The organism is Microcoleus sp. K1-B1 (genome assembly GCF_036704705.1).
GTDB lineage: Bacteria > Cyanobacteriota > Cyanobacteriia > Cyanobacteriales > Microcoleaceae > Microcoleus.
The window spans coordinates 33,170-46,420 of the sequence record NZ_JAUBSH010000041.1; the positions used below are offsets into that span (position 1 = coordinate 33,170).

A 13,251-nucleotide genomic window follows, 5' to 3' on the forward strand; every position below is an offset into this window, starting at 1 on the left:
GAGAATAGTTCTCTTCACAAGAAAATGCACTTGTTGTGGAACAGACCGGAAAGCCGGTTCTTGATAATGGTGCTCTGGGCGTGAGTTAAATCCATTAAATCCGTTAGACAATGCGTTTCCGAACTGTTTTCTACATCTCTAGGCTTGATTAGCTTTACCTATTACCCGCCCTCAAATTTTCTGAATGTTCGCAGAACTAATTTTGTACTATATTAGTTTATAACGAATTATTTCGCACATTAAATTCACTTTTTATAGGGTCATCTACTCTACCACTTGCCCCCGCACTCACAAGTGAAAAAAACCATGCAAATTTCTTCCAATTCTTCTAAAGTTAAGAACGGCGATCACAATAACGAAGACGGCTCATCTTTGTTAAAAAGCGAAGAACGATATAAAAATTTAGTAGCTAATATTCCCGGTGCTGTCTACCGCTGTACCTGCGAGTATATGGACGCCGGGGAATTAACACGGACAATGGCGTTTTTGAGCGAGGCTGTTCAAGAAATATCAGGCTATCCCTCTTCTGATTTTATCAACGATCGTGTCCGTTCTTTTGCCAGCATTATCCATCCTCAAGACCGCAAAAATGTGGATGCTGTTGTCAAAAAAAGTGTAGAAACCCGAACTCCGTACATCCTTGAATACCGGATTGTCCGGGCTGACGGCGGCATTAGCTGGGTTTACGAAAAAGGCAAAGCTGTTTGCGGCGAGGCGGACGAGGTGAGAGGAAGACAAGAGGGGCAAGGGCAAATTGAGGGCTTTTTGTCGGCTGTGGTTTCGCCCGTTTCGCCGATTTCGCCGATCGCAAATTCTCAGTGTCGGGTTGTTTATCTCGACGGAGTGATTTTGGATATTACTGAACGAAAGCGAGCTGAGGAAAACCTGCGAAACACTCAAGATTTTCTGAATGCGGTACTGCAAAATCTGCCGATTAGCGTCTTTATTAAAGATGCTGTAGAGCAAAAATTTATTTATTGGAATACTGCTAGCGAAGAATTGTTTGGCTATTCCAGGGATGAAGTGCTCTTAAACAATGCTGCTGACTTGTTGGAGTCAGATCATGCCAATTACTTGCAAGCACAAGATTTAGAAGTGCTGGCAACAAGAAAAGGCGTCGATTTGCCCGAACAAACTATCGAACTTCTGCACCGAGGAACGCGGATTTTGCACACGAAAAAAGTTCCTTTGTTTGACGAGTCGGGCGCGCCTAAGTACATTCTGGGTATTGCTGAAGATATTACGGAAAGCAAAAAAACTGAAACCGAATTGTCACGGTTAGCTATTGTGGCTCAAAAAACGCAAAATGGTGTGATTATTACTGATGCTCAAGGCTGCATTGAATGGGTGAATGAAGGATTTACTCGGATTAGTGGTTATGTGCTGGCAGAAATGCAGGGAAAAAAACCGGGTGATGTACTGCAAGGCCCTGAAACAGACCCGCTAACTATTGCTCAACTGCGATCGGCATTGTCTGCGGGGGTGCCGTTTAATCAGGAAATCTACAATTACAAAAAGGATGGAAAGGGTTATTGGGTGGCGCTTTCGATCGCCCCAATTTATCAAGAAAATGGGGAACTCGAAGGTTTTATTGCGGTGCAAACTGATATTACGGATCGCAAGCGAGCAGAAGAAACACTCAGGGAGAGGGAGAATTATTACCGCTGCATTGTCGAGACGGCTTCGGAGGGCGTTTGGATGTTTGACAGCGAAAGTATCACGACTTTTGCTAACTCTCGGATGGCCGAAATGCTGGGGTATACTGTGGAGGAAATGCTGGGGCGATCGCTATTTGAGTTTATCGACTGCGAGTCTAGGAAAATAGCAGAAAGTTACGTCCAGCGCAGGCGGCAAGGTATTCGCGAACGCCACGATTTTAAGTTTACTCGGAAAGACGGATCTCACTTGTGGGCCATCGTGTCGGCGACGCCGATGTTCGACGGTGAGGGCGAATTTTCAGGTGTTTTGCGGATGATTACCGATATTAGCGATCGCAAACAAGCAGAAGCAGAATTGCGCCAAACTCTCAAAGAGTTGGAATTTGAAAAATTTGCTTTGGATCAATCGGCAATTGTCTCGAATACCGACGAATTCGGAGCCATTACCTATGTCAACGATCAATTTTGCGAACAATTTAAATATTCCCGAGAAGAACTGATCGGCAAAACCCACAGACTTGTCAATTCTGGCTATCACCCAGCCGATTTTTTCAAGCAGCTTTGGTCAACCATCCGCCAGGGAAAGGTTTGGCGAGGAGAAATGAAAAATCAAGCTAAAGACGGCACATTCTTCTGGTTGGATACTACGATTGTACCTTTCTTAAATAGCAGCGGCGAACCCCATCAATATGTAGCAATTCGCAAAGATATTACCGATCGCAAACACGCAGAAGAAGCGGTGCGGCTTTCCGAAAGTCAATTGAGGACTAAAAATCAAGAATTGGCAAAAGCTCTGCGGGACGTGCATAAAACTCAAAGCATGATGGTTCAAAATGAAAAAATGGTAAGTTTGGGGCAATTAGTCGCTGGGGTTGCTCACGAAATCAACAATCCAGTTAGCTTTATTTACGGCAACGTCATGCACGCTGACGATTACTTTAAAGACTTGCTAAAAATGCTGCAACTCTACCAGCAGGAATACCCGCAGCCCACACCGGCAATTCAACAAGAGATAGATGATGTAGATTTAAATTTCCTGCTGAGAGATTTGCCGAAGCTGCTAAATTCGATGAAAATGGGAGCAGAGCGAATTCGCCAAATTGTGCTTTCACTGAAGAATTTTTCGCGATTGGATGAAGCAGAACAAAAGCAGGTGGATATTCACGAAGGGATTGAAAGCACTTTGTTGATTTTGCAGCACAGGTTGAAAGAAACGGCAGGGCGTCCTAAAATTACGCTGCTCAAAGAGTTCGGGAATTTGCCCCACGTACAGTGTTATGCAGGACAGTTGAATCAGGTATTCATGAATATTATTGGCAATGCAATTGATGCTTTGGAAGAGGCAATGGAGACTGGAGAGTGGGCAGAGGGACTACTGGCGCCTATTCCTTATTGTCCTTCGCCGACGCTGCGGATTTGTACGGATGTAAAATATGAACAGGATGCTTTGATGCAGGCAGATTCTGCTGTTTCGGATGATTCAATGCGGCATCCTTCTCATATTGTGATTCGGATTGCTGACAACGGGCCGGGGATTCCGATAGATGTTCACAAAAGGCTCTTCGATCCGTTTTTTACTACGAAAGAACCCGGTAAAGGTACTGGTTTGGGGCTGTCTATCAGTTATCAAATTGTGGTGGAAAAACACGGCGGGCTGCTTAAGTGCAATTCTGCACCGGGTCAAGGCACGGAATTTGCGATCGAGATTCCTGTGGGGAATAGTCAGTAGTCAGTAGTCAACAGTCAACAGTCAACAGTCAACAGTCAACAGCTAACAGTCAACAGCCAACAGTCAACTAATGAAATATAACGTAATTTACGACGGCAATTGCAATCTCTGCGTTACCTTGGTGCAGTTACTAGAAAATTTAGACAAAGGCCAGAATTTTGAGTATATTTCCATGCAAGATTTAGAGCAATTAAATCGCTTTGGGATTACGTCTGGTGACTGCGAAATGGGGATGATTTTGATAGATGGCAACACCCCGGAACGGCGCTGGCAGGGCAGCGATGCGGCGGAGGAAATCGGGCGGATACTTCCTGCTGGCGAGGTGTTTGTGGCTGCTTATCGGGCAATGCCGGGGATGAAGTGGATGGGCGATCGCGTGTACGAACAAGTCCGCGATAACCGCTATACTTTGTTTGGCAAGCGATCGACTACTTACAAATCTGTTTATCCAGTTGGCTGTAAGTCGATCGACAATTGCGACAATCAGAACTAACATGAACTCCACCTTCGTTTCCGTAGGGGCAATCCCCCCGTGGTTGCCCGATTTCAATCGCCGATTGACCTTCAATTTAAAATCTAAAATCTAAAATCTAAAATCGATTGATTGATTAAACAAATCGAATATCTGCTGGCAAAAGTCTTTGAGTTTTTGCGCCGATTCCAGCGCAGGTTCGGTTAGGCCGAGAAAATTCCAATTTTCCACAGTAGAAAAGTGCCACTGCTGACCACTATGATCGTAACCGGCGGCCTCAACTCCGATCGCCCGCCGATATCCTTCCACCGGATCTTGGTAAAATCGGATTTGAATCAAAATGCTGCGGCTTTGCAGCAAGCGGCTTCTACCGGGAAAATGGAAGCCAATGTCGATCGAATCTGGATCTACAAGTTCTCTGGTATCCTCGTCATTCATCCAAGGTTTCAAATCGACTTTTGCATCCGGGAATTCGGACTTGAATAAATTAACAACCGCAGCAATTTTGCTGGCAACTTCTATATTTTTGGCTTGTTCGGCAGCGTTCACTCGAAAAACTCCTATCAAATATAGTTATTACATTTAGCTAATAATGTAACTGCATACTGCCGAATGTAGACTGCCAACAGCGGACTTTTTCAGAAATAATTAGGCATTGACAAATTTTCATATATGTGTTGTGCTGTTTTTATCCGAGTCTCGCTCCCCCTAAATCCCCCTTAAAAAGTGGAGTAGGGGTTGACTTTGAGCAGAATCTTGTCCCTCCCTTATTAAGTAGGGTTAGAGAAGCTCTCCGGGTTTTAATACACGCCATAGTTCCATAATTTTAATTCAAGGGAAGGGCGATCGCAAATTCCGAACCTTCTCCCAGCACCGATTCGCAAGTTAGTTTACCGCCGTGGGTTTCTTCGACAATTTGCCTGCTGATGGACAACCCCAAACCCGTACCTTTTCCTACTCCTTTGGTAGTAAATAAATGGTTAAATATTTTCGACTTGATCTCCGATGACATCCCTTGACCGTTATCTTTGATTTTAATCACCACGCTGTTGCTATCCTCGGAGACTTGAGTGATAATGGCGATCGTATTCGGTAAAGCTTCAATTTCAGCGTAAGTACGACCCTGATTGGATTCGTCAAAACACTCGATCGCATTTGCCAGCAAATTCATAAATACCTGATTCAGTTGCCCAAAATAACATTTAACGGGCGGGATATCTCCGTATTCTTTGATAATTTTAATCGCGGGGCGAGTATCTTTAGCTTTCAGACGATACTGTAAAATCATCAAAGTGCTGTCGATGCCCTCATGAATATTTGCTGACACTTTATTCGCACTGTCAGCGCGGGAAAAAGTCCGCAAAGACTTGCTAATATTGCGGATGCGCTCTGTACCTGATTTCATAGATAAAAGCATTTTCGGCAAATCTTCGATCAAATATTCTAAATCAATCTCCGATGCTTTATCCTGTAATTCATCTCCAGGATTAGGAAATTTTTCTTGGTAAAGTTGTAAGCAATCAATCAAATCTAAGCTCGCTTCAGCAGCAGCATCAAGATTGCCCGCAATAAAACCAAGCGGATTGTTAATTTCGTGAGCAACCCCTGCAATCAAATTGCCGAGAGCAGACATTTTTTCGCTTTGAATGAGTTGCAGTTGCGCCTGTTGCAGTTCATTGAAAGATTTTTCTAACTGTTGAGATTTTTCTTTCTCGCGCGCGTACAAACCAGCATTTTCTACAGCAATAGCAACTTGAGAAATTAACACTTTGAATACTTCTACTCTCTCTGCTGTAAAAGCTCCTACTGTCAAAGCATTTTCTAAATAAATTATTCCCCGCCGCTGAGATTGATAAATAATCGGCAAACAGAGAATTGATTTTGGTTGATATTTCTGAATGTAGGTATCTACCTTAAAAGGTTCCGCGACAGTCGCATTGTCTAAAACCAGATGCTTTTGACTGCGGTGTACGTAATTAATCACAGACAGGGGTACATCTTGACGATTTTCTACGGGAATAGAGGGTAAAAGTGTCACTGTATCCTCCCCATGAGTGCCAGTAGCTTCTATGCAGAGAATATCGTTTTTCAGCAGCAGCAGCACTACTTTTTGAGCCGCCGCATTTTCTAAAATAATTTTGATTAATTTGGTCAACAATTTTTCTAGAACAATTTCACCGTTAATGGCTTCCGCCGACTTAATAAAAGTAGCTAAGTCTAATAAATCGCCTAAACTACTACTGGTAGTATTTCCCGTGGCAGTGCGGGTGACATCGAGGGTTGGGGTTGGAATTGTGCGCGTCTGTGCTGCTAAAAAAGGATGTGTTGATTCTAAGTGTTTAACTTTAGCGATGGCTCCCCAATGGATATATCCATAATAGGCTTTAGTCAGATATGCTTGAGAAACTATCTCTTTACCCAAAGCTTGATAAAATTCTCCTGCTAATTCATAGGCTAATGCTTCCTCTTGAATGTAACCGTTTTTTGCAGATCCCTCAATTGCGCGATCGTACAATTCCATTGCTTCGGTATTTTGCCCCAAAACTCGCGCTATTTCCGCTGCTACTAAGTCGTATTTGTGTTGATAGTTCATCGGAGCATGAACTGCCCATTTTTTCATCCTCTTTTGGTTTTGCAGCACTTTTTCCAAATATTGCTTTTGTTCCCCTTTGCCAGCTTGGGGATACAAAGCTATGATACTGAGAGAGGAGTAAAAATTATTCAGAGCAACCACATCAAATCCGGCTACAGACTCCTCATGTTTCTCAAATAATCTTGAATTTTCTAATGCTTGCGCGTAGTTTCTGAAGAGAAAATTAAGCTGAGTTTTGGCATTATAAACCAACCCAACTAAAAAAAAGTTTTTACATTCTATTAAAATGGGGAGCGTTTTAAGTTCATTAAATCTCTCACCGACTAAATGACAGGGTTCGACAGCTTGACCGCGCAAATTGAGGCCTGTCTGGCTAGCTATACTTATATACTGTACAGCCATTTCAAGTTGAGATTGCTGCATTAGTTTCATATATTTCCCAGTCTCCTGATCCACCAAATCAAGAGGCTCTCCTATCGACAGTTTGTTTAAGCAATATGCACCTATAGCATAACCAGCAAATTCCAAATCTCCAGTTTCCATCCCATTTTTAAACCCTTCTTTGAGATCACCTAATCCTGACTTAAGAGCGGCTTTCCAGTGGTGAATAAAAGAACCAAATGTTGCATAAACTCTACTTTTGATTGAACGGGAGGGAAATTTGTCTAACAGCCTAATTGCGAGTTGACCGAATTGGTATGCCAAACTAATGTCCCCTAACTTGCACATAACTACGCCATAATAAACGTAGGCAATACTTGCATAAGGGGAATTACCGTATTTAATACACAGCTTGACCATCCTAAATGCCAGCAGCGGTATCAGTGGGGGTTTTGCCTGAATAGCACTGCTGAGAATCCCTGATAAAATCCGCATGGCTGCTTGTTTTTCGGGATCAATCATTTCTGGGAAGTTAGCTAAATCCTCAATTCGTTTCAATCCCAAGCTCAGTTTGGTATTACTCAGTCCCGCCATAATATGTAGCGCGTGGGGATTTTGAGGAAAAGAAATGCCTAACAGTTTCAGCACTTCCAGTCCTGTATTGAGGGCTTCTACTACTCTATTTTGAGCGTTATAAGACTGGATTTGAAGTTCATAAACATTCACTTTTTCGATTAAAGTTTTAGCTTTTTGCAGTACAATATCAACCAGATTTCTTGAATCTTCATAGTTGATGTTTAAGTATTCAGCTTCTGCTGTTGACTCGTAGATTTCTAACGTTAAGTCATAGTGACATTGCCAAGAATCGGCCGGCAATAATTCCATAGCAACCCGCAAATACCTAACAGCAGCTTCATAGGCAGCAGCCGCTTTTGCCTTGCGCCCAGCAGTTAAATTTAATTGTGCCAACTGAGTTTTTTCTGACTGTTGGCTAATCGTGTCAATTCCAACATTCAATTGATTGACAATATCAAAGATGTTTTCTTCTAGCTTGTTTGGTGGAGTATTGTTTAACAGTAATTGACCGATTTTTAAATGAGTTAATTGCTTTTGGTCTTCGGGGATTAGCGAATATGCCGCTTGCTGAACGCGATCGTGCAAAAATTTATAACTAACCCGCGAAGTGTCTAACTTGAGGTTGATTGATTCGGCTCGATCGAAAACTAAAGGAATGCGATAGGCATCGCTCAAGGGCAGAATTAACCCGGATTGCAAAGCTGAATAAAGTTCAGTTGCTGTAGTATTAGCTGACTTTTCGCTAACAAGTGACAGCACATCTAGAGCAAATTTATCTCCCACGCAAGCTGCTAGCTTCAACACTTCTTGCGTGGGTGCGGGCAGCTTTTCAATGCGAGAAGCTACCAGTTCCACCACACTTTTATCGGTGATTCCAATGGCTTGGATTTCATCGATACTCCAATACCAGCCACTTTGACTTTCCTCATTTGTAATGTGATCAAATTCAAATTTTAAAAGAGAGTCTTGATAAAGTGCTTGGAGTAATTGAGTCAAGAAAAAAGGATTGCCACCCGTTTTATTCCAGATTAACTCGGCTAGATTTGTTACTTTTTCTGTAGAAATGTTAAGGGTTTCAGTCACTAATTCCGTCACATTTGCTAAATCCAGCGGTTGCAACACGATATTGTTGACTATTGTACCAGTCTTTTCAATTTCTTCTACAGTCTGAATTAAGGGGTGAGTCGGACTAACTTCATTGTCTCGATAGGCACCGATTAGCAACAAATATTCTTGGTCAGGGTCAGTTATCAGTATTTGCATCAACTTTAATGTTGCTGAATCTGCCCACTGCAAATCGTCTAAAAAGATAACTAGGGGGTGTTCTTTTTGGGCGAAAACGCGAATAAATTCTTTGAATACCCGATTGAATCGATTTTGGGATTCTACGGGGGCTAGTTCGGGGACTTCTGGCTGTTTGCCGATGATTAATTCAACTTTTGGAATTACGTCGGCAATTACTTGGCCGTCTGTTCCCACTGCTGTTAAAATTTTAGTGCGCCATATTTCTAATGAAAGTGCACTTTCTGTTAGCAATTGCCGCAGCAAGGAGTTAAATGCTTGGATTAATGAGGCATAAGGAATGTTGCGTTTTAATTGGTCAAATTTGCCGCTGATGAAGTAACCTTTTGACCTGGTAATTGGTTTGCTAACTTCGTTGACTACGGCTGATTTTCCGATGCCTGAGTAGCCTGATACTAGCATTAATTCGCTGCTTCCTGATGGGAGCGACTTTTGTTCTAAGGTTGCTGATTTTTCTAACAAATTGTTAGCTAAACCCCCTCTTACACGTTCAAATGCTGCTAATAGTTCGTTGACTTGTTGTTCTCTACCGTACAATTTTTGGGGGATTAACAATTGGCTGAGAATATCTAAGCGTCCGGGGATGAAGTCGGCAATTTGTCCGGTGGTTTCTAAATGATGCAAAGAAATTTCTAAGTCGGCTAACAATCCTGCCGCACTTTGATATCTATCTTCGGCATTTTTTGCCATCAATTTCATCACTATCTCTGAGATGGCTACAGGTATTTCTGAATTGATTTGATGGGGATATATTGGTTGAACTGCGATGTGGCTATAAACTATTTCTAAGGGGTCGTTGCTGCGGAAAGGCAATTTTCCGGTCAGCATTTCATATAATGTGATACCAAAGGAATAAAAGTCTGTGCGGTAGTCGAGGGTGCGGTTCATTCTCCCGGTTTGTTCGGGTGACATATAGGCTAATGTGCCTTCGACTGAGTTGGGATTGTTAAATTGTGGGTTTTCTTTGTTGAGTTTTGTAGCAATGCCGAAGTCTGTGAGTTTTACTTGTTTTGTCTGCGAGTTAATTATGATGTTGCTGGGTTTAATGTCTTTGTGAATAATGTGCTGGAAATGCAGGTATTGTAAGGCTTTGACTATTTGGATGGCGATGTTTAAATTTGCTTGCAAGCTCAAGGTTTCTCTTTCCAGCAGTTTGGCGAGGGATTCGCCGCCAAAGTCTTCTAAAACGATTCCTAATCGGTGGTCAAATGTTTCGAGACTGATTGCTTTGACGATTTGTTGGCTGTCTAAGTTTTGGCGAATTTGATATTCGTGTTTGAGCCTGGTAATGGCTTCGAGGGTGGGATATTCAGCTTTGAGGACTTTCAGAATTACTGGGGGCGCGTCTGTCGGTGTTTGTCCGCGATAGATTATTGTTTCCACGCCTTCGTGCAGAGTAGAAGTTATTTGGTATTCTGATAAGGTTAACATCACTTAAGTTAAAAATTACAAGAGCTAATTAGGATTAGATTAACACTACTTAATCTAGATTTTGTGTGATTCCGATCGTGTATTGGGCGATTCCAAATCACACGGAATATACACTAAGTGAAAATGTGGGCTGGGTCGTTGGTGTCAACCAACATCTTAAATGTAATATTGGTCTTGTGTGTGAGTCCCGAATGCTTTCGCTGCACCGTTTTTCAGGGGCATCGGAGCGATCGCACTCTCCGTCAAACAGCAGGAGATGGGAGCGATCGCACTCGGCCTCAAACAGGCAATTGAACGGGTTATCAATCGCTGACTACTGTAACTTCACAGATAGTAGAAATAGATTCCGGGTCAGGCAAAATACGCACGCGGGCGAATTTTAAACCGCTAACTCCTTGTTGTGATTCTACCATGCCAGTCTGAACTTTTGGCTCTACCCAACCTTCGCGAGACAAGTAGCGCAAGTATTGCTGATACTCTTCCCACTCCTCCTCGGTGGAATAAACGACAGTTAACATCCCCGACTGGGTAATCCGCTCTTGTGCGTCTTTGTCAACGGCTTTTTCGATCCGCTTTTTGACAAGTTCGTAGCGGATGTCGCGAGTGCCTTTGACATCAAACATTTTTTCGGTGTTTTCGTTGTGAAAAATGTCGATTGTGGTATTCTGCACTAAGACTAAATGTGCGAGTTCCATGTTGATTTGAGACTCGGCTTGCAGGCGAAAAACTGTGCGGCCACAATCGCAAATAGCTCGCAGTTGTTCGTACCGCAAACTGTGCAGGTGAAACTGGCTAAATTTGGGATCGATCGATTTTCCTACATAAATCATGTGATCCATGCCGTCGGTGCATTCGATGTCGCAGTAGTGGGGCAAAATTTGCTGCATTTTTTCTTGCCAGCGGGCCCAGGTTTCTTGGAGTTTGGTGCTGATTAAGTTCAGCATTTGGTCGTACCGGGTGCGATCGCTGTAAACGCAGTTATGTTCATTTTCACAGGCTGCTTGGTAAGCTTCAACGGCTGCTTGAACCTTGGGCCCGCACTGCACAAAATAGTCAAAATATACTTCTAAATGCTCGTTTAAATACTCGGCGGCTCGCACCTCCATATCGACTGTTACTTTTTGTTTTAAATGCTGGATGTAGTCGAGCAAGTCGAGCCGCAATTGCTCGCCGAGGTGGGTAGTTTGTGTTTGGCAAACAGCATCAGCTATGACTAAACCTAAGCGAAATTGTTCGAGCAAATCAGTTTGAATGGCTCGATTTCTTTCGTCGCTAGAACCGCGAATGTCCGAAATTCCGTACAGCGGATGAACGTCAGCAAATACGATTGTTTCTGGAGGCAGTCCCCAACTTCGCCTTTCTGCTTCTTGGGCGAACCGCCACTCGACTGCGGGGTGGATGTTGTGAATGTGGGTAAACCGCTCCTGTATGGCTTGCCGCAGGGCTGCAATGAAGGCGGGAATGAGTTCTTGGGCGTGTTGAGCGTCAATGCCGTTGAAGTGGTTTGGCCGATCGCACAACAGCCCCACGACACCCAAAATCCGCTGCCCGCACCCCTCGCGGGTGACGGATTTGACTACCAGGGGCACCAGCAGCATCGATCGAGTTCCCATTCTCCGCAAAGTTCGATCGCACTCGGTTTCGCACTCCCTACGCAAGTCGGGCACGTTCCAAACTTGATTTGCTGCTGTGGCCTTCAAAAAGTGAGAAGCTTCTAGGGAGTGCATTGAATAAAGAATCGGCTGCAAATGTTGACCGTCTTTTGCAACTAATAGCTGTACCTGTTCGCCGTCGGGCCGCAGCAGCAAAGTGCCGTCAGCATTGAAGAGCGATCGCAAACACCGATCGATTTTCTCAAATTTGTCTGGCCGCAGCATCGAATCTTGATCGATCAATAACTGAGTCAGCCGCCGAATTTGCTCCTGCACAGTGACATCAAAACCTTCTAGCAGCAGCAAGCCTTCTACGCGATAATTATCCAACTGCAATCGATCGGCTAAATTTTCCAGTTGATTCGGCTGCATCAGCCAAGCTTCCCGTTCCGCAACAGGCATTAATTTTAAAGAAACATCCGCAAATTCATCTATTTTTGAGTCAATTCGAGTAATTTTTAACTGTTCCGAACCCAGCCAAAATTCTATAAATCTTGGTTCTCGGTGTTTGGGGTTTTTTACACTCGCCGTGGCAGGTTCTTCTAGCACCCGCAAACCGTCGATTTCAATTTGATAATATTGCTTAAATACCCAGTGCAAAAGGTGGCGACGGTACAATTGTTCTGCTGTTTTGCCGTCCCCATCCTTGAACAGTTGCAGCAAAGAGATGTCGGTTTCTGCAAACAAACCGTTGGTAGATTGAGTTGCCAAGGACGTTTCCTCCCAACCGGCCAAGCGGCAAAATGCTGCGTTAGCGTACCGCAGGGCAAAAGTTCCCGGTTGCATTACTGCGATTAAAACGCGGCGATCGCCGAGAAATTGAAACAATCGCTGTAAATCTTGTTTCCACGTTTTCCAGGGTTCAATTTCAGAAGATTGACTGGGTACTTGGCCCGCCAAAGCTTCCAGTAGCTGTTCTATACTTGGTTCGCTGGGCAGATTGTTACTGTCTGGCTTTGTTGGGACGATATCTGTCGCTGGCAGTGATTTTACGGAGTTGTTGTTTTGATGGGAAGACGATTTAGGAGTAGACATGAGTAAAACACCTGAAAGCAGTGGATTTTGCCAAAAAATGTCAGCGATCGGCGATTATGGCTTTGTAAAGAGCTTAGATCCTGTTTGTAAAGTTTGTGCGTGGGTATCGGAAACTGGGTTTTTTCTCGGACGATGGGCCCAGGGACTTTTACTTTTATTCACAAACAACCTCTCAGTCTCGACGTTATAGGTGATATTAACGTGTTACCGCCTGGGGGGTAACACCCATTATAAGCGGTAGACTGTAGCGGATAGTGTCAGCAACTAATGCTATTTGACTAAAAGGCGAGATGTATAGCAGGTTTGGATTGAATGAGGCACAGCCCTGGTAATTGGTAATTACCAATTGGTAATTACCAATTGGCAAACAGGTTGCTGGTCACTAATTTAGCAAATAAACTTGCGATACAAATTACCATATA

The 13,251-nt window shown here is 43.5% G+C and carries 6 protein-coding genes; 2 read left to right on the forward strand and 4 right to left on the reverse strand.

The window, feature by feature from the left end:
* The first annotated feature begins 306 nt into the window (after positions 1–306).
* On the forward strand, positions 307–3,387 hold the full coding sequence (locus QUA83_RS16595; RefSeq protein WP_333294385.1) for a PAS domain S-box protein: 3,081 nt from the start codon (positions 307–309) through the stop codon (positions 3,385–3,387).
* A 70-nt stretch (positions 3,388–3,457) separates the two neighbouring features.
* Entirely contained in the window at positions 3,458–3,880 is a 423-nt protein-coding gene (locus tag QUA83_RS16600) for a DCC1-like thiol-disulfide oxidoreductase family protein (protein WP_333294387.1), read from the forward strand.
* 90 nt (positions 3,881–3,970) lie between these two features.
* Here QUA83_RS16600 and QUA83_RS16605 read toward each other — a convergent pair whose 3' ends face one another.
* The 4 genes from QUA83_RS16605 to QUA83_RS16620 all read right to left on the reverse strand — a co-directional run bounded on the left by QUA83_RS16605 (position 3,971) and on the right by QUA83_RS16620 (position 12,829).
* The gene (locus QUA83_RS16605; protein WP_333294389.1) at positions 3,971–4,408 is read right to left on the reverse strand and encodes a hypothetical protein; all 438 of its coding nucleotides are present in this window, start codon (positions 4,406–4,408) and stop codon (positions 3,971–3,973) included.
* A gap of 277 nt (positions 4,409–4,685) precedes the next feature.
* Positions 4,686–10,142, reverse strand: coding sequence for an AAA family ATPase (locus QUA83_RS16610; protein WP_333294390.1), 5,457 nt, complete (start codon positions 10,140–10,142; stop codon positions 4,686–4,688).
* Between the two features lie 156 nt (positions 10,143–10,298).
* Positions 10,299–10,448: a hypothetical protein gene (locus tag QUA83_RS16615; RefSeq protein WP_333294392.1), complete on the reverse strand. Its 150-nt coding sequence runs from the start codon at positions 10,446–10,448 to the stop codon at positions 10,299–10,301.
* Positions 10,445–12,829: a GAF domain-containing protein gene (locus tag QUA83_RS16620; protein ID WP_333294395.1), complete on the reverse strand. Its 2,385-nt coding sequence runs from the start codon at positions 12,827–12,829 to the stop codon at positions 10,445–10,447. The genes QUA83_RS16615 and QUA83_RS16620 overlap by 4 nt, the downstream gene beginning before the upstream one ends.
* Positions 12,830–13,251 lie beyond the last annotated feature (422 nt).